Here is a 24147-nt window from a genome sequence, read left to right as displayed (position 1 = left end):
ACACCCTCGGATCCCACCCTCTCGGAGCAGCAATGAGTCAGAAGAAGATCGTCGTCACCGGCATCGGTGCCACCACGCCGCTGGGCGGCACGGCCCGAGAGAGCTGGGACGCCCTGCTCGCCGGCGAGTCAGGGATCCGCTCGCTCGAGCACGACTGGGTGTCGCAGTACGAGATTCCCGTCACCTTCGCCGGAGAGGCGAAGGTCGCGGCCTCAGAGGTGCTCGCCCGTCCGGTGGCCAAGCGCCTCGACCCGTCGAGCCAGTTCGCGCTCGTCGCGGCCATGGAGGCCGTCGCCGACGCGGGTGAGCTGAACGTTGAGCCCGAGCGTCTCGGGGTCGATTGGGCGACCGGCATCGGCGGCGTCTGGTCGCTCCTGAACGCCTGGGACACTCTGCGTGAGCGCGGCGCTCGTCGTGTGATGCCCCTCACCGTCCCGATGCTCATGCCGAACGCACCCTCTGCCGCCGTCTCCATGCACTTCGAGGCGCGTGCCTACGCGCGCACTGTCGCGTCCGCCTGCGCCTCCAGCACCGAATCCCTGAGCAACGCCTACGAGCACCTGCAGAGCGGCCTGGCCGACGTGGTTATCGCCGGCGGCTCGGAAGCAGCGATCCATCCGATCACGCTCGCCTCATTCAACTCGATGCAGGCGCTGTCGCGGCGCAACGACGATCCCGCGACCGCGTCGCGCCCGTACACGACGAGCCGTGACGGGTTCGTCATGGCCGAGGGCGCTGCCGCGCTCGTCCTCGAGACCGAGGAGCGCGCCCTCGCCCGTGGGGCGCATATCTACGCCGAACTCGCAGGCGGCGGCGTGACGGCTGACTCGTACCACATCACGGCGAACGACCCCGAGGGACGCGGTGCGAGCCGCGCCGTCGAGCTCGCGCTCGCCCAGGCCGGGGCCACGGCGGATGACGTCACCCACATCAACGCCCACGCCACGTCGACGCCGGTCGGCGACATCGCCGAGTACACTGCGCTGCGCAACGTGATCGGTGAACGGGTCAACGAGATCCCCGTCTCAGCTACCAAGGCCTCCACCGGTCACCTGCTCGGCGGTACGGGTGCGCTCGAAGCGATCTTCACGGTTCTGGCGATCGCGGAGCGCACCGCTCCCCCGACGATCAACCTCGTCGATCGCGACCCCGAGATTCCGCTCACCGTTTCCGGTGATCCGCAGCCGCTCTCCGATGGGCCCCAGCTCGCGATCTCGAACTCGTTCGGCTTCGGCGGGCACAACGCCGTAGCCGCATTCCGCTCGGTCTGACGCCGTCCGGTGAGCTGAGTGGGCGGCCCCGCGCCGTCCACTCAGCTTCGATGCGCGGTCGGTATAGTTGAGACGCCACACGCCCGCCCGCTGACCCGAGGATCGCATGTCGAACGCCCCCCGCGCATCGCAGAAGTCGCGAGATACGCTCGAGTACCTGCGCGAGCGGATCACGAGCGGGGCGTGGCCGCTCAATGCGCCGATTCCGAAAGAGCCCGAGCTCATGGCGATGATCGGGGTCGGCAAGTCGACGGTGCGCGAGGCCGTCCGCACGCTGGCGAACCTCGGAATGCTCGAGGCGATTCCCGGCAGCGGCACGTTCGTTCGCGCGCGGACGCCCGTCACGTCGATCCTGACGCAGTTCCTCGCGGACCACGACCTCGAGGAGGTACTGGTCTACCGGCGGTCGCTCGAGATCGAGGCGGCCCAGCACGCCGCGGTTCACCGCACCGAGGCGCATCTCGAGCGTCTGCGCGCTGCGCTCTCGCGGGGTGAGGATCCGGACCGGATCGACGTCGAGGGGTGCCAGGCGAGCACCGAAACAGCGTCGTTCCATCACATCATCGTCGAGGCGAGCGGCAGCACCCTGTTGCTCGACCTCTACATGGGAGTGATGACGGTGCTCCAGAACGCGAGCCGGACGGGACAGGTCATTCTCGGGACGACGCCGGCGACCATGCAGCTCGACCATCGCGCCGTGTACGACGCGATCGTCGCCCGGGATGTCCGGGACGCCGCGCACTCGATGGCGCTGCACGTCGATCGCGACCTCGGTCTCGCCACCGACATGCTCGACTTCACGCCGCAGACTGAGCGCGCGACCTCGCTCATCGACGCCGGCTACGATCCGCAGCCTCGATAGGCGATGTCGATGCGTCCGTTCCGCGTGTTCTCGGCGGTGAGCCGAGTGTTCCACACCACCGCGCAGGAGAGCCCTCAGACCGAGGTGCTCCAGGTCGTGAACGAGCGCACCATCATCCGTGTGCTCGATCTCTCGATGCGCATCGGGGACTCCATGCTCGTCGCCGGGGCTTCGGCGCACGAGGTGACGCTGGCGGTATCGCGCGTCGCTCGCGCCTACGGGCTCGGCGTGGTGCACGTGAACGTGACCTACACCTCGATCACGGTGTCGCACCACCGGTCGGAGGATGAGTGGCCGACGACTCTGATGCGCGTCATCAAGTCCGGGATCCCCGATCACCTGAAGCTCCAGCGGCTGCAGGCACTACTCGTCGACATTGAAGCGGGCATGCCGCTCGACGAGGCGCGCATCTCCTATCGGGCGATCCGCCGTACGCCCTTCCTCTATCGGTCCTCAATCGTGCTCCTGTCGCGGGCGGTGCTCGCGACAGGCGTCGCGGTCATGTTCGGGGCGTCCATCACCATCCTCGTCCTGACGTTCCTCGCGGCGCTCTGCGCTTCGCTCGTCCAGGCGGGGCTGGCGCGCAGTCGGGTTCCGATCTTCTTCACGCAGATCGCCGGCGGGTTCGCGGTTACGGCGGTCGCGGTGGTCGTCAGTGCGCTCGGAGCCGCGGGCGTCGCTCCCTTCACCGGAGTCCGAGCCTCGATCATCGTATCGGCGGGCATCATGCTGATGCTCGCGGGAATGGCCGTGGTCGGTGCCGCGCAGGACGCCATCGACGGGTTCGCGCTGACGGCGACCGGGCGCATCCTGGACCTCACGATGCAGACGCTCGGCGTGGTGCTCGGGATCCTCTTCGGCCTCGAGGTCGGGCGCGTGCTCGGCTATCCCATGCCACTGCCCTCGGAACCCCTGCAGTTCGCGACGGTGGGCTCGGTACTCGTCGGCGCACTCATCGCGTCGGTCGCCGTCGCCGTCTACAACGGCGCAGGCTTTCGGACAATGGTCGCCTCGGGGCTCCTCAGCTGCATCGGCATCGGCGGCTTCCTGATCGCCACGACGCTGAACCTCGGAGATGGCGTGGCGAGCGGTATCGGCGCGTTCTGCGCGAGCTTCGTCGGTGCGCTCGTGGCGCACCGGCTGCACTTCCCATCCGTCGCGGTCACGACGGCCGCCATCATCCCGCTCGTGCCTGGCGCAGCCGTTTTCCGCGGCCTGCTCGGCATCGTGCACTCCGACGGCTCGACCGACGGAATGCTCATCGCGGCTGGGTCGCTCGTTGCAGCGATGACGATCGGCCTCGCGCTCGCGACCGGCGCCTCACTCGGCCTCACGCTCGGCACCCCGGTCCGCACGTCCCTCGCCTCGGTCGCACGCTCGCGCCCGAGCGTGCGCAAGCGCTGACGGGTGCGTCGCAGGCCGCTGCGTGCGGCGTAAGGCTCTGCCTCCGGTAAGCTGGAACGGTTGTGCGGGGCGTTAGCTCAGCCGGTTAGAGCAGCGGACTCATAATCCGTCGGTCGCGGGTTCAAGTCCCGCACGCCCTACTGCCCGCTCCTCCTGTCGGAGCCGTACGCGGATGAGATCGCCGTACGCGAACCGTCCCATACGCGTGTCGGAAAACACTGCGCGCCGCAAGGGTGTGCGCGTGTCCAGTCGCGTACGCCAGAATGGAAGAACATGCGGCGCGAGACCCGCGCCCTGACCCACGACGGAGGCATTGCGGATGAGCACTCGGAAAGACGCGAAGAAGGCACTGAAGAAGGCACGCAAGCGGGCTGAGCAGGCTGCGGATCTCAACCCGATCCGCACGCTCGGCGACTTCGGCATCCGGAGCAACCACGCGTTCGCCGCTGGTCTGGTCGCCGTCGCGTTCGCCGGTATCGGCTGGCTCTTCTCCCGGAACCGGAGCGAGGGCGGCGCATCGCGCACGGCGTGCGCAGCCGCCCCGACTCTGTTCGCACTGGGCCTCGCCCTGCAGAACGAAGAGCGCTAACCGCGCTGCGGCACCACCCTCCGGGCCGGTGCGGGATTCCTACCGTGGAACCTGCACCGGCCCGGTCGGGTCGGTGTGCGACTTGCCGACCTGGGGGTGGAAGCGGGCGAGCCCGAGCACGCCGATGACGGCGACGACGGCCGACAGTCCCCAGAGGATCATCGCCCACCAGGTGGCGTTCGCGGCCTCGTTGAGCACCGTGATGCCGATGAGCACGGCGACGAGCGGGTCGATGACCGTGAGACCGGCGACGACGAGATCGGGCGGGCCTGACGAGTAGGCGTTCTGCACGAAGACCATGCCGAGCAGGGCGCCGATGAGCAGGGCAGCGACGCACAGCCAGGTGAGCCACTCGAACTCCCCCTGCTGCAGGCGCCCGATCACGGCTTTCGCGAAGGTCACGACGAAGCCGTAGAGCACTCCGGCGCCGACAATGTAGAACAGGGCGACCCTGCGGTGCCTGACAGCGAGGAACAGCACCACCGCTCCGACCAGCACGACCGAGAACGCGATGAGGATCGTGATGAGCTTGGCGTCGGTCACCTCGCGGTTCGTCGCATTGAACGCCGCGATCGTCACGAACGCGACGATCCCGATAACGCACATCGCGAGCGAGATGCGCGCGCGTCCGCCGATGTGCACCCGGGACATGCGCGCGTTGAGCGTCGTGGTGATGACGAGCGCGACCACGCCGATGGGCTGGACCACGATGAGCGGTGCGAACGACAGCGAGCCGATCTGGAAGACCACGGCGAGGCCGAGCAGCAGCGTGCCGGTCACCCACGACGGTCGCTTCAGGAGGCTCAGGATGTGCCGGAGCGACAGCCCGGACCCGGCGCTCTGGCCCGTGATCCGCTCGACCTTGTTCAAGCCGCGCGACTGGAACTGCGCACCGAACGCGAGCAGCACCGCTCCCACGAGCGCCATCGGGATCCCGATGGCCTCGAAGGCGGTCATCGAGGTCACTCCCTGCAGGTCGGCCTCGGCGAAGACGACCATCGGACTATCCGTCGCCCCGCATGAGCTCCACCAGGCGGGCGGCAGCCTTGGGCACCTCATCGTTCACGATGACGGCGTCGAACTCGTCGGCGGCGGCGAGTTCGACCTTCGCCGTCTCGAGGCGCCTGGTCCGCTCCTCCTCGCCCTCGGTGCCCCGGCCGACGAGCCGGTTGACGAGCTCGTCCCATGTCGGCGGGGCAAGGAAGACGAGCCGAGCGTCGGGCATACTCGCGCGCACCTGGCGGGCCCCCTGCAAGTCGATCTCGAGCAGCACGAGTTCACCGTTCGCCGCGGCCTCCAGAACGGGTCCGCGCGGCGTGCCGTACCGGTACGAATTGTGCACGGTGGCCCACTCGAGCAGCTCGTCCTGCGCGAGCATACGGTCGAAGCCCTCGTCATCGACGAAGAAGTAGTGCTGCCCCTCGACTTCGCCGGGGCGGGGCGCCCGGGTCGTGGCCGACACTGAGAGCTTCACCTCGGGAAAGTGTTCGCGGATGTAGGCGGCGACGGTCCCCTTGCCGACTGCGGTGGGTCCGGCGAGCACCGTGAGCGGCGCTCCGGTGCCAACCGTCACGCCCAGGCGTTCCCGCACGAACGTCTCCAAGCGGGCGCGCTGCTGACGGCCGAGACCGCCCAGGCGCTTCTTCGGCGAGATGGCGAGCGAGTCGAGCAGTCGCTCCAGCTTCGTCGGGCCGATCGCCGGGAACGAGAGCAGGTAGTCCGTGACACGCAGACGGGCTGCAGCGCTCTCGGCGTCATCCGCCTGTCCGAGAACGAGCAGAGGCGATACCTCACCGGCACGCAGCCGGCGCTTGAGCTCGGCGCGAGCACGCCGCGCCTCAATAGCGGCGCGGTTCGCTGCGATACGATCGACCTCCGGCATCGCCGGCGCTCGATGATCACTCATGCCAGTCCTTTCCCGTCACTCAGCGCGGCCGCGATGGCTGCGGCCCGCTCCTGCACCCGAGCGGCAAGCCCACTCGGTCCTCCCGAGAGGATACTCCGTGATTCGTTCGCGAGGAGCGCACGGCCGAGTCCGCCGAACAGTTCGGCAGCGTCCTCGATGCGGGCGCCCTGGTGGCCGAAGCCCGGCGCGAGCACCGGGAGCGCAGGTCCGTCATCGTACGCGTCGGTGTCGATTCCGAATTCGGCGAGGCGCAGCGTCGCCCCCAGAACGACCCCGAGCGAACCGACGGCGCCTGTGCCGATGCCGGCGGGCGCAAGTTCCTGATTCACCTCGACGGCGTCGGCCACCATTGCCGAGGCAACCGTGCGGCCGTCCTCCCGCACCGCGGTCTGCACGGCACGCGCCTCGGGGTTCGAGGTCGCCGCGAGCACGAAGAGCCCCTTCCCGTGCGCACGCACGGCGCCGTCCGCCTGGGCGAGCATGCCCGCGCCCATGTAGGGCGACACCGTGAGCGCATCGGCCTCGAGCGGAGAGCCCTCGCTCAGCCAGGCTTCGGCGTACGCCGCGAACGTGGAGCCGATATCACCGCGCTTGGCGTCCGCGATCACGATCAGGCCGGCGGAGCGCGCGTCGGCGAGCACCCGCTCGAGCGCCGCAAATCCTGCCGAGCCGAACCGCTCGAAGAATGAGATCTGAGGCTTCACGCACGCCGCCACTCCGGCGGCGGCGGCCACCACATCCCTGCCCATGCGCTCTGCGCCCGCTGCGTCGTCGTCGAGCCCCCAATCGCCCAGCAAGCCGGCGTGCGGGTCGATCCCGGCGCACAGGTGCCGGCTCGCTGCGAACTCCGCAGCGAGCCGGTCACCGAACGACAGCACGCTCACAGTGCGGCGGCCCGCTCTGCCGCGTAGTCCTGGAGCGACTTCACGTCGAACCCTCCCGAGTCGCGCGACAGCGCGCCGACGGCGGCCGAGAGCTCGGAGACGGTGGTGAAGATCGGCTTGTCCGCCGCCACGGCGGCCGCGCGGATCTCCGAACCGTCGGCACGCGCCGAGCTGCCGGACGGGGTGTTCACGATCATGTCGATCTCACCGCGGTCGATGAGGTCGACGATGCTCACCTCGTCGCCGGACTCGGAGTACTTGCGCACCGTCCGCGTCTCGATGCCATTGCGCGCGAGGACGACCTGGGTTCCCGACGTCGCGACGAGCGTGAAGCCGAGCTCCTGCAGGCGGAGCGCGGGGAGCACGATCTCGCGCTTGTCGCGATCCGCCACCGAGAGGAATACCGTGCCGGTCGCTGGCAGCGCACTGCCCGCAGCGGCCTGGCTCTTCGCGAAGGCGCGGGGGAAGTCGCGGTCCATGCCCATGACCTCGCCGGTGGAGCGCATCTCGGGTCCGAGCAGCGAGTCGACGACCCTGCCGGCATCGGTGCGGAAGCGCTTGAACGGCAGGACGGCCTCCTTCACGGCAATCGGCGCGTCGATCGGTGCGCGGGACCCGTCGCGCTCCGGCAGGAGCCCGCCCTCGATGAGGGAGGAGATGCTCTCCCCCGCCATGATGCGCGACGCCGCCTTCGCGAGCGGAATGCCGAGCGCCTTCGACACGAAGGGCACGGTGCGGCTCGCGCGCGGGTTAGCCTCGAGCACGTAGAGCACGCCCTGCGCGATCGCGAACTGGACGTTGAGCAGGCCGCGCACCCCGATCCCCTCGGCGATGCTGCGCGTCGCCTCGCGGACGAGATTGATCTCGTTGTGGCCGAGCGTCACGGGCGGCAGCGTGCAGCTCGAGTCGCCCGAGTGCACGCCGGCCTCCTCGATGTGCTCCATGACTCCGCCGACGTAGAGGTCCTGACCGTCGAAGAGTGCGTCGACGTCGATCTCGGTCGCGTCGTCGAGGAAGCGGTCGACGAGCAGGGGGTGCCCTGGGCCGACCAGCGCGTGGCCGTCGATCCGCTCGAAGTAGCCGCGCAGCGACGGAGTGTCGTAGACGATCTCCATGCCGCGTCCGCCGAGCACGAAGGACGGCCGGACGAGGACCGGGTACCCGATCTCCTCGGCGATCCGGATCGCCCCCTCCTCGTCGATGGCCGTTCCGTTGCGGGGGGCCATGAGCCCGGCGCGCTCCAGAATGTCGGAGAAGGCACCCCGCTCCTCCGCGAGGTCGATCGCCTCGGGCGTGGTGCCGAGGATCGGGATCCCCGCGTCCTTCAGCGGCTGCGCGAGGCCGAGCGCCGTCTGGCCGCCCAGCTGCACGACGACACCGAGGAGCTCTCCCGACTGCTGCTCGGCGTGGATGACCTCGAGCACGTCCTCGAGCGTGAGCGGCTCGAAGTACAGACGGTCGGAGGTGTCGTAGTCGGTCGAGACCGTCTCCGGGTTGCAGTTGATCATGATCGTCTCGTAGCCGGCATCCGACAGCGCGAACGAGGCGTGCACGCATGAGTAGTCGAACTCGACGCCCTGGCCGATGCGGTTCGGTCCCGACCCGAGGATCACGACCTTCTTGCGTTCCGACGGCGCGACCTCGGTCTCGAGATCGTACGAGGAGTAGTGGTAGGGCGTCAGCGCCGGGAACTCGCCCGCGCAGGTGTCGACGGTCTTGAAGACCGGGCGCAGCCCGAGCCCGTGGCGGAGCCCCCGGACTTCGGACTCGGAGAGCCCGCGGATCGCCGAGATCTGCGCGTCGGAGAAGCCGTGGTCCTTCGCCTCGGCGAGCACGTCGAGCGTCAGCTGCGGCGCGGCCGCGATGCGCTCGGCGACCTCGTTGATCAGCGAGATCTGGTCGAGGAACCAGGGATCGATCGATGTCGAGTCGAAGACCTGCTCGATCGTCGCGCCGAGGCGGAGAGCCTGCTGCACGTCGACGATGCGTCCGTCGGTGGGGCGCTTGATGGTCTCGAGCAGCGACGCCACGCGGGCCTCACGGTCGCTCTCGTCGACCGGATCCCAGTGGAAGGACGTGCCGCGCTTCTCGAGAGACCGGAGTGACTTCTGCAGCGCCGTCGTGAAGTTGCGGCCGATGGCCATCGCCTCGCCCACCGACTTCATGGTCGTCGTGAGGGTGTCGTCCGCCGCTGGGAACTTCTCGAACGCGAAGCGCGGTGTCTTCACCACGACGTAGTCGATCGTCGGTTCGAAGCTGGCCGGCGTCTTCTGCGTGATGTCGTTCGGGATCTCATCGAGGCGGTAGCCGATCGCGAGCTTCGCCGCGATCTTCGCGATCGGGAAGCCCGTGGCCTTCGAGGCCAGCGCCGAGGAGCGAGAGACCCGGGGGTTCATCTCGATCACGATGACGCGGCCCGTCGCGGGGTCCACGGCGTACTGGATGTTGCAGCCGCCCGTATCGACGCCCACGCGCCGGATGATGTCGATGCCGATGTCACGGAGCTTCTGGTACTCGCGGTCCGTGAGGGTCAGCGCAGGCGCGACGGTGATCGAATCGCCCGTGTGCACGCCGACAGCATCGACGTTCTCGATCGAGCAGACGACGACCGTGTTGTCGGCCTGGTCGCGCATGAGCTCGAGCTCGTACTCCTTCCAGCCGAGGATCGACTCCTCGAGGAGGACCTCGGTCGTCGGGCTGTAGTGCAGGCCGTCTCCGGCGATGCGGACGAGATCCTCCTCGGTGTAGGCGAAGCCCGAACCGAGTCCGCCCATCGTGTAGGAGGGGCGCACGACGAGTGGGTAGCCCAGATCCTTCGCGAACTCCTTGGCCTCGTCGATCGTCCTCGCGATGTGGGACCGAGCGACGTCTGCACCGGACTCGATGACGAGATCCTTGAAGATCTGGCGATCCTCGCCGCGCTGGATCGCGTCGACGTTCGCGCCGATGAGCTCGACGTCGTGCTTCTCCAGGATGCCCTGGTCGTGCAGCGCGATCGCGGCGTTCAGCGCCGTCTGCCCGCCGAGCGTCGGCAGGATCGCATCGGGACGCTCCTTGATGATGATCGACTCGATCACCTCGGGCGTGATGGGCTCCACGTAGGTGGCGTCGGCGAAGTCGGGGTCGGTCATGATCGTCGCGGGGTTCGAGTTCACGAGGATGACGCGGACGCCCTCCTCACGGAGCACGCGGCAGGCCTGGGTGCCCGAGTAGTCGAACTCGCAGGCCTGACCGATGACGATCGGGCCGGAGCCGATGACGAGGACGGAGTTGATGTCAGAGCGCTTCGGCATTTACTTGGTCTCCTGGGTCGAGGTGCCTGCGGCGCGGTCGGAAACCAGCGCGCGGAAGCGGTCGAAGAGGTAGAAGGCGTCGTGCGGCCCGGCCGCGGCCTCGGGGTGGTACTGGACGGAGAAGGCCGGGATGTCGAGGCACTCGAGTCCCTCGACCACGTGGTCGTTGAGACTGTAGTGGCTTACCTGGACCCGGCCGAATCCCTCGGACGACTCGAGTTCGCCCTCGAGCGGGGCATCGACCGCGAAACCGTGGTTCTGAGCCGTGATTTCGACGCGCCCGGTGCGCTTGTCGAGCACCGGCTGATTGATGCCGCGGTGGCCGAAGGGCAGCTTGTACGTGCCGAAGCCGAGCGCCCGCCCGAGCAGCTGGTTGCCGAAGCAGATGCCGAAGTACGGCACACCGTCGCGCAGGAGCTCGCGGAGCACCTCGACCTGCGCGTCGCTCGCGGCAGGATCTCCCGGTCCGTTCGAGTAGAAGAGCGAGTCGGGGGCGATCTCCCTGAGCTCGTCTGGGGTCGTGGTCGCGGGGAGCACGATCACGTCGAACCCGTGCTCGGAGAGGTACTGGATCGTCGCGCGCTTGACCCCGAGATCGAGAACGGCGATCGAGCCGACGCGCTCGACGCCCTCGGCGGCCGGCACATCGTAGCGCTCGGGCGTCGTGACCTCGGCGGACAGGTTCTTCCCTGCCATCCCGTCCTGACTCGTGACGAGCGCCAGCTGCTCCGCGTCGCTGAGCTCGAGCGCCTCACCCGAGAACACGCCCGCCCGCATGGCACCGGCCGACCGGATGTGGCGCGTCACCGCACGGGTGTCGATGCCCGAGATGCCGACCACGCCGTCACGTACGAGGTCGTCGTCCAGTGGACGCTCCGAGCGGAAGTTGGAGACGCGGCGGGCGGGATCGCGCACGATGAACCCGGAAACCCAGATCTTGCGCGACTCCATGTCGGTGTCGTTGGCGCCGGTGTTGCCGATGTGGGGAGCCGTCATGAGCACGATCTGGCCGGCGTACGACGGGTCGGTGAGAGTCTCCTGGTAGCCGGTCATGCCGGTGGAGAAGACGATCTCGCCGAGCGTCTGACCGGTCGCGCCGTAGGCCTTACCGGTGTAGCGGGTGCCGTCCTCGAGAACGAGCACGGCGGCGGGGATCTCCGCGGTGGGTGTGGGAGTCACGCATCCTCCTGGGTGGTGTGGGGTTCGTCGGCCTGAAGCGGCCGTGGAGTATCTGAAGTGTGTGCGGCGATCTCATCGATCGCGGTGATGAAGGTGTGCTGGTCGGCCGAGGTGAGCGCCCGGAACCCCGACTCGAGCTCGCGGTCCCCCGAGCGCCAGAGGAGCAGGGCGAGACCGTCGCGCTCGACCGCCTTACCGACGCGAGCCCGTGACGTCGCCGCACCGGCCACGTCCTCGGCCGCGACGTGCACCGGCTGCTCGCCATTCACGGCAACCGTGACGCCATCGGTGCGGATGGTCACGGCGGCCTGCCCGCGGTACGCGAGACCCGGCAGCGCGATGCGCTCGAACGGGGACCCGGCCGGTGTCGTCGAGATGTAGCTGATACGCGGGATCTCGGCGACGATACGGCCCGCGGGGGCGTGCTGCGCGAGCGGCACCTCCCGGTCGCGGCGCAGGCGCGCGCGCCAGGCGAACCACATGGCCGCCAGTATGGGGATCGCGCAGATCCCCATGATCGTCGCGAGCGTTGTTGCGTTCATCGGGAGGCGACCCAGGTGGCGGCGTGAGCGGCGACGGTCTCCGCGTCGACGAGCACGCCGTCGTCCACGGTCACGACGCCACGGCGGATCGTGGTGTGGACCCTGCCAGGCAGTTCCATGCCGAGGAACGGCGAGTTCACGCTGCGCCCCTGCAGGCGAGCGAGGTCGAAGACGCTCGATGCGCCAGGGTTGACGAGCACGAGGTCGGCCGGTTGCCCCGCGGCGAGCTCCGTCGGGTGCCCCTCGAGCCGACCGATCTCCGCGGGCTGCTGCGAAAGCAGGCGCTCGACCTCCGCCCAGCTCGCGTGCCCGCCCTCGATGAGCGTCAGGATCGCGATCGGCAGAGCCGACTCCAGGCCGACCATGCCGAACGCCGCGGCGTCCCACTCGCACTCCTTCGCCTCAACGGGGTGCGGAGCGTGATCCGTCGCGATGATGTCGATGACACCGTCGGCCACGGCCTCCCGAAGCGCGCGGACGTCTCGGTCGCTGCGCAGAGGCGGGTTCACCTTGTAGCGCGGATCGTACGTCCTCGCAAGCTCCTCGGTCAGGATGAGATGGTGCGGCGTGACCTCTGCCGTCACCTGCACGCCCCGTGCCTTCGCCCACCGGATGACCTCGACGGAGCCCGCCGTCGAGAGGTGGCAGATGTGCAGGCGCGCGCCGACGTGCTCGGCGAGCAGCACGTCGCGGGCGATGATCGACTCCTCGGCGACGGCCGGCCAGCCCTTGAGCCCCAGCTCGCTGGAGAGCACGCCCTCGTTCATCTGGGCGCCCTCGGTCAGGCGCGGATCCTGCGCGTGCTGCGCAATGACGCCGTCGAACGTCTTCACGTACTCGAGCGCGCGCCGCATGAGCAGCGGGTCGTGCACGCACTTCCCGTCGTCCGAGAAGACGCGCACCGCTGCGCGGGACTGCGCCATGGCGCCGATCTCGCTGAGCCGCTCACCCGCCAGATCCTCGGTCACCGCACCGATCGGCCGCACGGTCGCGTACCCGGCTGCGTCACCGAGGGCCTGCACCTGCTCCACCACGCCGGCGGTATCGGCGACGGGCATGGTGTTGGCCATCGGGAAGACGGTCGTGAACCCGCCGGCGGCTGCCGCGCGCGTGCCGGTCAGTACCGTCTCCGACTGCTCGAACCCCGGCTCGCGCAGGTGGGTGTGGAGATCCACGAGACCCGTCAAGGCGACGAGACCGTCCGCCTCGATCACGCGTTCGCCCTCTCGGGCGTCGAGCCGCGATCCGGGAGCGCTCCGCTCGGCGATGATGCCTCCGGCGATACGGAGGTCGACGACGGGCGCCGACGCAAGATCGGGCGCCGTCCCGTTCGCACCGCGATCGGTGAGATCGCCCGCGAGGCGAGCGCCTCGGATCAGCAGGCTCGTATCGGGGGCGGTCATGCGGTTCCTCCTCGTTCGCCGGACAGCAGTAAGTACAGGGCGGCCATACGGACCGAGACGCCGTTCGCCACCTGCTCGAGCACCGTCGCACGCGGTGAATCCGCGGCGGCGGAAGAGATCTCGAGGCCGCGGTTCATCGGGCCGGGGTGCATGACGAGCGCGTCCTCCGCGAGACGGGAGAGCCTGAGATCGTCGAACCCCCAGTTGCGCGCGTACTCGCGCTCGTTCGGGAAGAATGCCTTGTGCATGCGCTCCGCCTGGATGCGGAGGAGCATGACCACGTCGGGTCGCTCCTCGGCGATGGCGGCGTCGAGCGAGTGGTGCACCGTCACCGGCCACTCGCGGGTTCCGTACGGCAGAAGCGTCTCGGGCGCCACGAACGTCACCTGCGCACCGAGCGCGTTCAGCAGCCAGAGGTTCGACCTGGCCACCCGGGAGTGCACGATATCGCCCACGATGACGACGGAAATGCCGTCGAGATCGCGGCCCCGGCTGGCGTCGCCGAACAGGCGGCGACGCATGGTGAACGCGTCGAGCAGCGCCTGGGTCGGGTGCTCGTGCGTGCCGTCACCGGCATTCAGCACCCCGGCCTCGATCCAGCCGCTGCGCGCCAAACGGTCGGGAGCGCCGCTCGCGGGGTGCCTGATGACCACGGCGTCTGCACCGATCGCCTGCAGCGTCTGCGCCGTGTCCTTGAGCGATTCGCCCTTGGAGACCGACGAGCCTTTCGCACTGAAGTTGATGACGTCGGCGCTCAGCCGCTTCGCCGCGGCTTCGAACGAGATGCGGGTGCGGGTCGAGTCCTCGTAAAAGAGATTCACCACCGTCTTGCCGCGCAGCGTCGGCAGCTTCTTCACCTCGCGCTGCTGGGTCGCAGCCATGTCCTCAGCGGTGTCGAGGATGAGGATCGCGTCATCGCGACTCAGCGTCCGCGTATCGAGCAGGTGCCTCATGCGCCGCCCTCCCCCGCGGCGTCGGAGATCGTGACCTCGTCGACGCCGTCGTGCTCCTCGAGCCGCACCGAAATGCGCTCGTGCTTCGCGCTCGGGAGGTTCTTGCCGATGAAGTCGGCGCGGATCGGCAGCTCCCGATGTCCCCGATCGATGAGGGCCGCCAACCGCACGGCGCGAGGCCGACCGTGGTCGTTTACCGCGTCGAGCGCGGCTCGCACCGTTCGACCGGAGAAGAGGACGTCGTCGACCAGGACCACCGTCGCGCCGTCGACACCGCCGACCGGCATGTCTGTCGGCTGCGGAGTCCGCGTGGGCTGCTGTGCGAGATCATCGCGATACATCGTGACGTCGAGACTTCCGACGGGCACCTCGGCGCCCTCGATGCGGGAGATCGTCGCGGCGATGCGGTGAGCCAGGCTCGAACCGCGCGTCGGAATGCCGACCAGCACGAGTCCATCGACGCCCTTGTTCGACTCGATGATTTCATGCGAGATTCGGGTCAGTGCCCGCGAAATCTCGGCACTCTCGAGTACCGTCCGCGTTCCCACGACTCGCCCCCCTTCTCCGCCTCACGGGACGGTCCTTAAAGAAAAGCCTCCGTCGATCATAGCGCACCAGGTGCGCGCTGGCACACCGGGTGGCGCCGCGCCCGACTGCGGGCGAAGACTAGGCCGCGCGGTGCTCTGCGATGCGACCGAGCACACCGTTCACGAACCGACCGGAGTCCTCGGTCGAGAGCTCCTTGGCGAGCTCCACGGCCTCATCGATCGCGACGGCGGCGGGGACCTCGGCGTTGTGCAGGATCTCCCAGCTCGCGAGCCGCAGCAGCGCCCGGTCGATGTTCGGCATGCGCTCGAGCGTCCAGCCTTGCGCGTACGTCGCGATGAGCTCGTCGATCTCGTCGCGGTGATCATCGACCCCGTCGACGATCTCGCGGGCATAGAGCCACGAGGCCATTCGATCGGGTTCGCCCGAGGCTCGCTGAGCCTCGGCATGGACGACGGCCGAGAGCCGTTCGCCGCGAACGTCGGCCTGGAACAGCATGTCCAGGGCGCGCTTGCGGGCCTTGGTGCGTGCGCTCACTCCCCGCGCCTAGTCGTTGACGCGGCCGAGGTAGTCACCCGTACGGGTGTCGACCTTGACGCGGGTGCCGGTCTCGAGGAACAGCGGCACCTGGATCTCGGCGCCGGTCTCGACCGTCGCCGACTTGGTACCACCGGTCGAACGGTCCCCCTGCAGCCCTGGCTCGGTGTAGGTGACCTCGAGCACGACCGACGGGGGCAGCTCGACGTAGAGCGGGTCCCCCTCGTGCAGGGCGATCTGCACCTGCTGGTTCTCGAGCATGAACTTCGAGGCGTCGCCGACGACAGTGCCCGACACGGTCAGCTGATCGTAATCGGCCTGGTCCATGAAGACGAAGTCGTTGCCGTCCTGGTACAGGTACTGGTAGTCGCGACGGTCGACGAGCGCGGTCTCGATCTTCGCTCCGGCATTGTAGGTCTTGTCGATGATCTTGCCCGACAGCACGTTCTTCTGCTTGGTGCGCACGAACGCCCCGCCCTTGCCAGGCTTCACGTGCTGGAACTCGACCACGCTCCAGAGCTGACCGTTCTCCTTGATGACGGTGCCGTTCTTGATGTCGTTCGAGGATGCCATGTGCCGTGTAGTCTCCGGTTCAGTACGATTCGGGCGCGGGATCGCGCCAGACCATCCTACATCCTCGCCGCCGGCGCTTCTCAGCACTGGCGGTTGTGGCGTTCCCACAGCGCGCTCGGGCTCGTACGAATCCGCAGACTAGGCTCCCCCCATGCACATGCTCTTCCGCACTCTGTGGCACCTGCTCTTCGTCGGTCCCCGAGGCCGCCGCATCGGTTTCGAAGCGGTCTCGCGCTCCCGCTTCCGCGTGTGGCCGACCGATCTCGACGTGCTCGGTCACGTGAACAACGGCAAGTACCTGTCCATCATGGACGTCGGTCGTTTCGACCTGATCCAGCGGAACGGCGTGCTCGACGTGTTCAGGCGGGAGCGCTGGTATCCCGTGGTCGTGAGCCAGACCATCTCGTACCGGAAGTCGCTGAACCCGTGGCAGCGTTTCTGGATCGAGTCGCGGATCCTCGGGTTCGACGACCGTGCCGTCTACATGGAGCAGCGCTTCGTCCGGCCCGACGCCCGGCGTCGCCCTGAGGTCTACGCGCGCGCCGTCGTGCGTGCCAGAATCCTCCGCCGGTCGGGCGGCACCGTGCCGATGTCCGAGGTGATCGAGCGGACCGGAGCCGACCCCGCGCTGCTCACGGTCCCGGCCGACATCCTCGAGTGGGCCGAGGCGGTGCGGCTCCCTGCGACGCGCGCCGAAGCTCCGAGCGTCTGGGAGTAGCCGGTCGCACGCTCAGGAGACCGGTTGCCTGGCCCCCATGTGCGGTCCCTGGTTGAAGACACCGCGGGTGCTCACCCGCACGACGCCCTCAGCGTCGTCGAAAATGTGCCTGGCCCCGAGCTTGCCGTCCCCGAGCGGATGTGCGAGCCAGGTGAAGCTGTTCGAATCGAGCGGATCACTCTCACCGTCCGCCAGCCGACTCAGCTGTAGCATGAGCATCTCAGGGAGGGTCACATGGGGCCCGTGCGCGAAGCCCAGTCCGAGCAGCGGAGGGGCGGGGCTCGCGGGGATGAGGCGCAGCGTCCACGAGGGCGTCCGCGTACCGCGCTCGTCGACGCCCCCGCCGACCCGGATCACGGCTTCCGCAGCCGGCTGATCGAGCAGGGTGAACTCTCGCTCAGCCTCCTGCGACAGCGCGAGACCGCGCTGCCCCGTGAGCACGGTCGGAAATCGCTCGGCAGCGCGGACGAAGAGCTCATCCCAGGCTTCGCGTCCGAGACCGAATGGTGCCGGCACGGCGACGAGATCCGGATCGGCGGCAAGCCGCTCCCCGAGTCTCACGAGATCGATTCCAGCGGCAGCGAACGCTTCCGGTTCGGGCAGCTCGATACCCGCCCATCCCGCTACGGTGCGCGCTGCGGCGAAGTCGCGTTCGGCGCGCGTGCGCGCGTCCGAGTCGACGATCTCGGAGAACCCCGCAGCGGCGAATTCACCTGACCGGAGCCGCGCAGCGCCGGCGTCGAGCCAGGCGTCGAGGTCGTCCGCACTGCCCGTCCCAGGTCCGCGCTCCTGAGAGCTACCCGCGGAGCTCGATCGACCGTATCGCGCGAGCGCTGCATCGAGGCGCGCCGCGAGATCGGGGAACATCCCTCGGGCGCTGCGCAACCGATCCGCGTCGTACTCCCAATCCTGCATCCTCCGATCATCCCACGCCGCTCGCCCCCGCCACTCATCTCCGCTCATCTCACGCCCCTCCTCATCTCACACCACCTCGGCGGTGAGACCCGGATGCCGCGCGTCAAGATCGGCTCAGGTCGACCGCAGCGGCCTCACGCTTCGGTCGACGAGCTCCTGCACGGCCGCGGGAATTTGTTCGGGATCGCCGATGCCGATACTCGTCGGTGCGTACCGCCGCACCAGCTCCTCGGATCCGATGCCGATGCCGAACACCTCGACCCCTGCCGCGCGGAGGACGCGCAACCGCTCGTCCGCAGCACCTGGATCGTTGGAGTCGCCGTCGCTGACGAGGATCACGATGCGTCGCCGCGCGAGTCCGTCTGCCCCAGCGCCCGGCCGGGATCCGCCGCGGTCGTCGTCTCCCGTGACGCCGAGCTCGCGGCCAGCCAGCGCGAGCGCAGCGGCGTCGTTCGTTCCGCCAGCTGGGCTCCGGATCTCGCTGTGCAGCGCGAGACGAGACTCGTCGGTCAGCGCGCCGGCGAGCGGTTTCACGAGTACCGGGGTCGCGTCGAACGCGATCAGGGCGGTCCGGATGCCGAGTTCGAGCGTTCCGCCGGATACGCGCTCGGCGTGCGCGATGTCTCGCTGGGCGCCCGCGAGTCCTTCGAGCATGATGAGCGCAGCATCAGCGGCGGCCTCCGATGGCCGGCCCCACATCGAGCCCGACCGGTCGATCGCCAGCACGTAGTCGGTGCTGCCGGGCTGCTCAGCGCGACGGGGCTGTCGAATACGGCGTCTGAACACCTCAGGACGCGGCGCCCCGGCGTGGATTTCCGCGAGCGCGCTCGCGAGCGCGTCTGCGTGGAGTTCCTCCCCCTCCGCGTGAGGCGTGCGCGTGGACGCCCGTCTCGGCGCGGTGCGATCGGCGATCACCTCCTGCCAAACCGCGCGCATGCGGTCGATCGCTGCGGACCGATCGTCCGAGCGGTGCCGGTACTCGGCCAACGCGACGGCGTCGCGCCCGGCGCCGCCGGCGACGCGCTCGGCCTCTCCCGTTTCCCGTTCGACGCGCGCAGCCTCCTCCAGCACTGCCGAGACGAGCGGGCCCTGCGCGGGCAGCGGTGTGGCGAGCACACGGTCCAGGAAGCCGGACTGCGCAGCCGCGAACAGATCCCTGGCCCCGGCCACCGAAGCCTCGTCATCTGCGGCGGCTTCGAGTTCCTCCTCCGCCGCATCCGCTTCACCGGTGCCGGCGCCGGCATCCGGGGGAAGCGCCTCTGCCGCGTCGTCATCGGCCGGATCCGCCTGACCGCCGGCGGCAGCCAGACCGACGTCCTCCCGGTCGAGCTCGAGCAACCGCCGATACGGGCCGAGCGTCAGCGCAAGGCCGCGCTCGAGCCGCTGCAGTGACGTCCGTCCTGTCGCCGGAGCGACAGCCATCCGCAGGAGCTCTCCCGCCTGCGCGACATCGGCGGAACCGAACGCGGCTTCCACCGCCGCTTGCACCTCGGCACCGATCCGCGGTCTCCGTTCTGGGGCGAGCTGCAGCGTCAGCAGGAAGGAGACCCACTGCAGGTGCCGCGGCCAGGCACGGATGTCGTCCGGAACCGTCCGCCGCACCGCGGCCGCGAGACTCGCGCGCACGGCGGGAAGCGCCGTGAGGACCCCGCTCGTCGCCTGCATGCGGTCGAGTGCGGCGAGGAGGGGTTCGAGTTCCGGATGCAGCGTCGCGAGCGATCGGCGTCGCCGCACCCGTATCGGGTCGATCCTGGCATCACGCACCGCTCCCCACAACTCGAGCAGAGCCAGTGCCTCCGCTTCGTCATCGGAGTGCCCGCGCGCCGAGAAGAAGCCGAGACCCACCTGGATCGTGTCGTCTTCGACGCGCCAATCTTCGCCGTCGTCGATGAGTATCCGCGCTCCGAGCAGCCGGCCGGCCGCCGAGAAGCGCGAGCGGAGCGACGCACCTCGTCCAGCGGATGACTCACACATGCGCCCACCCTACCGGCGAAGTGCCCCGTGGCCCGGGACCGGCCCTGCCGGCTGATAGCGTGACGTCATGCTGCCAGTCGCCGCCGATCCCGTGGTCCACGAAGCCGCTCGCCTCAGGCACGAACTCCGTCTGACGCGCCGCGCCCGCGATGCCGAAGTCGAGCGCCTCGGGTTCGAGGGTGTCGAGGCCGAGCGAGTCGGCGCCCTTCATCCTGATGCCGACACTCTCGCACTGCTCAGCGAAGCACAGGCCGACCTCGAGTCTCGCCTATCGACCCTGCTCGCCGATCCGGTGCACGGGCCGATCATCTCGTCCGCGCTGGATGCCCGGGCGGCCGCGCTCCGCATCGCTGTTGACGCGAGGCGGGCCGAGCGCGCACGCTCGCTTCGTCGCGCGAATGCGGATCAGCTGATGGCGCGGGCCGCGGCCTCCGGCAGGGCGCTGACCGCTGCCGAGCATGACCGCGTGACCGATCTCCGCGCCGCCGCCGATCAGCCCACCGAGAAGGACGGCTGGGAGCCCGGCATCGTCTCCACACAGGTCAGAGACGAAGTCCTCGACGCCCTGTCGATAATGCGGCTCAGGGAGGCGGCGCACCAACTGCGTGGAGGCGTCCTCCTCACGGAGCAGATGCGCCGGATCATCTCGGAGGCGCTGCCGGCGACCCGCCGAGGAGACCCCGTGCTCCTGCTCGGCGAGACGGGAGGAGCGAAGACGGCGCTCGCCGAGCACCTCGCGGCGCGAGCGACGGGCACGGACAGCGAGTTCGTCTCCGGGTACGGCGATATCACCGGTGCACAGGTCATCGGCGCGCACGAGCTCCGATCCGACGGCGGGGCGACGGTCAGCACGTTCGTCGCCGGCCCGCTCCTGCGCGCGATGACGCAGGGTCGCGCCCTGATCCTCGACGAGATCAACGCGATGCCGGCGGAGTTCCTGAAGCGACTCAACCGCATTCTCCAGTTGCGACCCGGCGACCGGTACGCCGTCCAGGAGAACGCGGGGCGGGTGATCACCATCGCGCCGGGGTTCGCGATTCTCGCGACCGCTAACGAGCAGACTCCGCACCGGTACCGCGGTCTCGATCGGCTGAGCGCGGAGCTCATCAACCGCTTCGGCGCGAACGCCTACCGCGTGCACTACCCCGACACGGGAAACGACTACACCGACTTCCCCGCGGAGAATGCGCTGCTCGCCACCGCGGCCGTGGTTGACCGGCACGGTGAACTTCCCCGCGGCCTGACCGCAGCCGACATCGAGCGGGTGAGCCGCGCGGCCTTCATCAGTCAGCAGGTCTTCGCCGGAACGCACGGAGAGGGCTTCGACGGCTACGTCACCACTGAGCGCGAAATCGACGGGCGCCCAGGACTCGAGGAGTCAGTGCTCGCCCCGCGCACCCTCGTGGCCATCCTGCAGAAGGTCGCCGGCAGCGGAGGCGCCGTCACGCTCGATCAGGCGCTCGGCCGCTTCGTCGAGGGGATCATGCATCGTGAGGACCGCAGGGTGCTCGCCCTCGTGCTGCAGGGGCAGGGCTTCGCGGTCTGAACCCGCGACAGGGCAGCGATCAGCGATCGAACGCTAGCTCGCGATCTCCTGGTAGGCGAACTGCAGCACCGATTGGTCGACTCCGGCGAGCACGCGCGGCTTCGCGATGTCGTCGAGCACGATGAAGCGGAGCATTCCGGCGCGAGCCTTCTTGTCCCGTTGCATCGTCGCGAGGAGTCCTGGCCAGCGCCCGGCCGGGTACGCCTGGGGCAGCCCGAGGAGCGTCAGTACGCGACGGTGCCGCTCGACGGCCTCGTCCGAGAGCGACCCCGCCATGCGACCGAGCTCCGCCGCGAACATCATGCCGATGGCGACGGCGACACCGTGTCGCCACTGGTAGCGCTCGGCGTGCTCGATCGCGTGCCCGAGGGTGTGCCCGTAGTTCAGGATCTCGCGGGTGCCGCCCTCGCGGAAGTCCTCGGAGACGACCGCTGCCTTCACCGCGATCGCGCGCTCGAGGGCTTCACGGAACTCGGGGGTCGAGGGGTCGGTCGCCCGGTCGACATCGGCCTCGATGAGGTCAAGGATCTTCGGATCGGCGATGAACCCGGCCTTCGCGACCTCGGCGAAGCCTGCGAGGATCTCATTCTTCGGCAGCGTCTCCAGCAGATCGAGGTCGCAGATCACGGCACGAGGGGCGTAGAAGGCACCGACGAGGTTCTTCCCCTCGGCGGTGTTGATACCTGTCTTGCCTCCGACCGCGGCATCGACCATGCCGAGCACCGTCGTGGGCACGTGCACCACTTGCACACCGCGCAACCAGGTGGCCGCCACGAAGCCGGCGAGATCGGTGACTGCCCCGCCGCCCAGACCGATGATGGCGTCGCTCCGCGTGAAATCTGCCTGGCCGAGGATCCCCCAGCAGAACGCCGCGACCTCGACCCGCTTCGCGGACTCGGCGTCCGGCACCTCAGCGAGCAGCACCTGCTCGTACTGGTTCTGGAGTGACTCCCTGAGATCTTCCGCGACGCGGCCGACGGTCGGCGTGTGGATGATGAGCACCTTGGCGACGCGCTCGTCGAACGCGTCGGCGATGGTGCTCACGATCCCCCGTCCGACGGCGATCTCGTACGATTCGGATCCCGTCACCGAGATGCGGGTGGGGGCGTCAGTCATCGGATCGTGACTCCTTCAGGGGTTCGGGGCTGGGGGTCTTCTCCTGCGTGCGGTTGCGCTCGCGCCAGGCCTTGCGGCCCTGCGCCGCGACCCACCGGGAGGCGCGCTCGGTGAGCTGGTCCTTCGTCGCACGATCGGTGCGGAAGGTCACATCGGCGACGGCGTCGTACAGCGGACGGCGTTCCTTGAGGATCCGCCCCCAGGAGGTCGGGTCATCGCGCAGCAGCGGGCGCTTGGAGAGGTTCGCGGTGCGCAGCACCGCCTCCTGCGTGGTCATGAGGAGCACGACCGGGTGCTGTGCCAGCAGAGCTCTGGTGCCCTCGTGGATTACTGCTCCCCCGCCGAGCGCGACGATGCGAGCACCCGCCTCCGCGAGTTCGTGTGCGATGACCTCGGCCTCCCGCTTGCGGAACTCGTCCTCCCCGTGCGTCACGAAGAACTCGGCGATCGGTCCGTACTTGCGGACGAACTGCGCGTCGGTATCGACGAACGGAATGCCGAGCTCGCGCGCGACGCGTTTGCCGAGGCTCGTCTTGCCCGCGGCCATGGGGCCAACGAAGACGATGGCGCGCTCGGGCAGGCGCTGGCCACCCCGTCGACGGCGCGCAGGGCGACCGCCGCTCGCCGTACGGGAGCGCTCCCGTCTCGCCGTCGGCGCGAACGACGGCGGCGTCGGTACGGGTCTCGTCTCGGGTGGGCCGACCGGGCGGCCGGCGCGGCGTGGCTCGTTCACGACTCGATCGGCGCCCGCAGCCGTTCCGGGATGTTCGCGAGATAGGACTCGAGGTTGCGACGCGTCTCCGCGAGGCTGTCGCCACCGAACTTCTCGGTCACGGCGTCCGCGAGCACGAGCGCGACCATCGCCTCTGCGACAACGCCTGCGGCAGGCACTGCGGACACATCGCTGCGCTGATGGTGCGCCTTCGCATCCTCTCCCGTCGCGACATCGACGGTCGGGAGCGCACGTGGCACCGTCGCGATCGGCTTCATGCCGGCGCGCACGCGCAGGATCTGGCCCGTCGTCATGCCGCCCTCGATGCCGCCGGCGCGTCCCGTGTCCCTGGTGATGCCCGACTCGCCGACGTGCAGAGCGTCGTGCGCCTCGGAACCGCGTCGTCGGGTCGTCTCGAAACCGTCGCCGACCTCGACGCCCTTGATCGCCTGAATGCCCATGAGGGCACCGGCGAGGCGGGAATCGAGCCGTCGGTCCCAGTGAACGTAGGAGCCAAGCCCCGGGGGCAGACCGTATGCGAGCACCTCGACGACGCCGCCGATGGTGTCGCCTGACTTCTTCGTGTCGTCGACCTCAGCGACCATGCGCTCGCTCGTCGCGGCGTCGGCGCAGCGCAGCGGATCCGCGTCGAGCGTCGCGACATCCTCCGGCCGCGGCAGCTCGGTCCCCTCGGGCACGGCGACGCCGCCGATCGAGACCGTGTGGCTGACGAGGCGGATGCCGAGCTCGGCGAGGAATGCTCGCGCGACCGCGCCCAGCGCGACCCTGGCCGCCGTCTCGCGCGCGCTCGCGCGCTCGAGCACCGGACGCGACTCCTCGAAGCCGTACTTCTGCATCCCGGCCAGATCGGCGTGACCCGGACGCGGACGCGTCAGCGGCGCGCCGCGGCCCCGAGACCGCTCGGAGAGGTCGGTCGGCTCAGCACTCATCACCTCGACCCACTTCGGCCACTCGGTGTTGCCGATGCGGATCGCGACGGGCCCGCCGATGCTGACGCCCTGCACCACGCCACCGGAGAGGTGCAGCTCGTCCTGCTCGAACTTCATGCGTGAACCGCGTCCATAGCCGAGCTTGCGTCGGGCGAGATCCTCCCGGATCCCCTCCAGTGAAACGGGGACGCCCGCGGGCAGCCCCTCGAGCACAGCAATGAGTTCCGGGCCGTGGGATTCCCCGGCAGTGAGCCAACGCAGCATAGGGACCATC

At 69.2% G+C, this 24147-nt stretch carries 22 protein-coding genes and 1 tRNA gene; 7 read left to right on the top strand and 16 right to left on the bottom strand.

Going from position 1 to position 24147, the window contains the following annotated elements:
• Positions 1-32 precede the first annotated feature (32 nt).
• From K8P10_RS07555 to K8P10_RS07535, 5 genes are all read left to right on the top strand, one after another.
• Positions 33-1271 (top strand): beta-ketoacyl synthase, encoded by a 1239-nt coding sequence (locus tag K8P10_RS07555; RefSeq protein ID WP_224781186.1) that lies wholly within the window; start codon positions 33-35, stop codon positions 1269-1271.
• Between the two features lie 106 nt (positions 1272-1377).
• Positions 1378-2133, top strand: coding sequence for a FadR/GntR family transcriptional regulator (locus K8P10_RS07550; RefSeq protein ID WP_224781185.1), 756 nt, complete (start codon positions 1378-1380; stop codon positions 2131-2133).
• Positions 2134-2142: 9 nt separating this feature from the next.
• Positions 2143-3537 (top strand): threonine/serine exporter ThrE family protein, encoded by a 1395-nt coding sequence (locus tag K8P10_RS07545; protein WP_224781184.1) that lies wholly within the window; start codon positions 2143-2145, stop codon positions 3535-3537.
• Between the two features lie 66 nt (positions 3538-3603).
• A tRNA-Ile gene (locus K8P10_RS07540) sits at positions 3604-3677 on the top strand.
• Positions 3678-3856: 179 nt separating this feature from the next.
• Complete coding sequence (locus K8P10_RS07535) at positions 3857-4126, top strand: hypothetical protein (protein WP_224781183.1); 270 nt, start codon at positions 3857-3859, stop codon at positions 4124-4126.
• Between the two features lie 39 nt (positions 4127-4165).
• Here the strand turns inward: K8P10_RS07535 and K8P10_RS07530 are convergent, their stop codons facing one another.
• The 11 genes from K8P10_RS07530 to efp all read right to left on the bottom strand — a co-directional run bounded on the left by K8P10_RS07530 (position 4166) and on the right by efp (position 15942).
• Complete coding sequence (locus K8P10_RS07530; protein WP_224781182.1) at positions 4166-5125, bottom strand: DMT family transporter; 960 nt, start codon at positions 5123-5125, stop codon at positions 4166-4168.
• A gap of 4 nt (positions 5126-5129) precedes the next feature.
• Complete coding sequence (gmk, locus tag K8P10_RS07525; protein WP_224781181.1) at positions 5130-6032, bottom strand: guanylate kinase; 903 nt, start codon at positions 6030-6032, stop codon at positions 5130-5132.
• The gene (gene pyrF, locus K8P10_RS07520) at positions 6029-6916 is read right to left on the bottom strand and encodes an orotidine-5'-phosphate decarboxylase (protein WP_224781180.1); all 888 of its coding nucleotides are present in this window, start codon (positions 6914-6916) and stop codon (positions 6029-6031) included. The genes gmk and pyrF overlap by 4 nt, the downstream gene beginning before the upstream one ends.
• Positions 6913-10209: a carbamoyl-phosphate synthase large subunit gene (gene carB / locus K8P10_RS07515; RefSeq protein ID WP_224781179.1), complete on the bottom strand. Its 3297-nt coding sequence runs from the start codon at positions 10207-10209 to the stop codon at positions 6913-6915. The genes pyrF and carB overlap by 4 nt, the downstream gene beginning before the upstream one ends.
• Positions 10210-11388, bottom strand: coding sequence for a glutamine-hydrolyzing carbamoyl-phosphate synthase small subunit (gene carA, locus K8P10_RS07510; protein ID WP_224781178.1), 1179 nt, complete (start codon positions 11386-11388; stop codon positions 10210-10212).
• The gene (locus tag K8P10_RS07505; RefSeq protein ID WP_224781177.1) at positions 11385-11930 is read right to left on the bottom strand and encodes a hypothetical protein; all 546 of its coding nucleotides are present in this window, start codon (positions 11928-11930) and stop codon (positions 11385-11387) included. Before K8P10_RS07505 ends, carA begins: the two co-directional genes overlap by 4 nt.
• Positions 11927-13333, bottom strand: a complete 1407-nt coding sequence (locus tag K8P10_RS07500; RefSeq protein ID WP_224781176.1) for a dihydroorotase — start codon at positions 13331-13333, stop codon at positions 11927-11929. The genes K8P10_RS07505 and K8P10_RS07500 overlap by 4 nt, the downstream gene beginning before the upstream one ends.
• Positions 13330-14286, bottom strand: coding sequence for an aspartate carbamoyltransferase catalytic subunit (locus K8P10_RS07495; protein WP_224781175.1), 957 nt, complete (start codon positions 14284-14286; stop codon positions 13330-13332). Before K8P10_RS07495 ends, K8P10_RS07500 begins: the two co-directional genes overlap by 4 nt.
• Positions 14283-14834 carry a bifunctional pyr operon transcriptional regulator/uracil phosphoribosyltransferase PyrR gene (pyrR, locus tag K8P10_RS07490; RefSeq protein ID WP_224781174.1) on the bottom strand — a complete coding sequence of 184 codons (552 nt, stop codon included), beginning with the start codon at positions 14832-14834 and terminating at the stop codon, positions 14283-14285. Before pyrR ends, K8P10_RS07495 begins: the two co-directional genes overlap by 4 nt.
• A gap of 118 nt (positions 14835-14952) precedes the next feature.
• On the bottom strand, positions 14953-15369 hold the full coding sequence (gene nusB, locus K8P10_RS07485) for a transcription antitermination factor NusB (RefSeq protein WP_224781173.1): 417 nt from the start codon (positions 15367-15369) through the stop codon (positions 14953-14955).
• Positions 15370-15378: 9 nt separating this feature from the next.
• Positions 15379-15942, bottom strand: coding sequence for an elongation factor P (gene efp, locus K8P10_RS07480; protein ID WP_224781172.1), 564 nt, complete (start codon positions 15940-15942; stop codon positions 15379-15381).
• A gap of 151 nt (positions 15943-16093) precedes the next feature.
• Here efp and K8P10_RS07475 point away from each other — a divergent pair, with 151 nt between their 5' ends.
• Positions 16094-16660, top strand: coding sequence for a thioesterase family protein (locus tag K8P10_RS07475; protein ID WP_224781171.1), 567 nt, complete (start codon positions 16094-16096; stop codon positions 16658-16660).
• A 12-nt stretch (positions 16661-16672) separates the two neighbouring features.
• Here the strand turns inward: K8P10_RS07475 and K8P10_RS07470 are convergent, their stop codons facing one another.
• The gene (locus K8P10_RS07470; protein ID WP_224781170.1) at positions 16673-17623 is read right to left on the bottom strand and encodes a hypothetical protein; all 951 of its coding nucleotides are present in this window, start codon (positions 17621-17623) and stop codon (positions 16673-16675) included.
• Positions 17624-17689: 66 nt separating this feature from the next.
• On the bottom strand, positions 17690-19549 hold the full coding sequence (locus K8P10_RS07465) for a vWA domain-containing protein (RefSeq protein WP_224781169.1): 1860 nt from the start codon (positions 19547-19549) through the stop codon (positions 17690-17692).
• Between the two features lie 67 nt (positions 19550-19616).
• On the opposite strand from K8P10_RS07465, the gene K8P10_RS07460 reads away from it, so the two are divergent.
• Complete coding sequence (locus K8P10_RS07460) at positions 19617-21095, top strand: AAA family ATPase (RefSeq protein ID WP_224781168.1); 1479 nt, start codon at positions 19617-19619, stop codon at positions 21093-21095.
• A gap of 33 nt (positions 21096-21128) precedes the next feature.
• On the opposite strand, the gene aroB is transcribed toward K8P10_RS07460, so the two are convergent.
• Genes aroB through aroC form a run of 3 tightly spaced genes read right to left on the bottom strand, consistent with a single transcriptional unit; the run spans position 21129 to position 24137 of the window.
• The gene (gene aroB, locus K8P10_RS07455) at positions 21129-22211 is read right to left on the bottom strand and encodes a 3-dehydroquinate synthase (RefSeq protein WP_224781167.1); all 1083 of its coding nucleotides are present in this window, start codon (positions 22209-22211) and stop codon (positions 21129-21131) included.
• The gene (locus K8P10_RS07450) at positions 22204-22944 is read right to left on the bottom strand and encodes a shikimate kinase (protein ID WP_224781166.1); all 741 of its coding nucleotides are present in this window, start codon (positions 22942-22944) and stop codon (positions 22204-22206) included. Before K8P10_RS07450 ends, aroB begins: the two co-directional genes overlap by 8 nt.
• Complete coding sequence (aroC, locus tag K8P10_RS07445) at positions 22941-24137, bottom strand: chorismate synthase (protein WP_224781165.1); 1197 nt, start codon at positions 24135-24137, stop codon at positions 22941-22943. The genes K8P10_RS07450 and aroC overlap by 4 nt, the downstream gene beginning before the upstream one ends.
• Positions 24138-24147: the final 10 nt, after the last annotated feature.

Origin of the sequence: Leucobacter sp. Psy1 (assembly GCF_020096995.1) — a bacterium.
Classification (GTDB): domain Bacteria; phylum Actinomycetota; class Actinomycetes; order Actinomycetales; family Microbacteriaceae; genus Leucobacter.
Note: the sequence above shows the minus strand (reverse complement) of the source record. Positions and strands in the feature narration are given on the sequence as shown.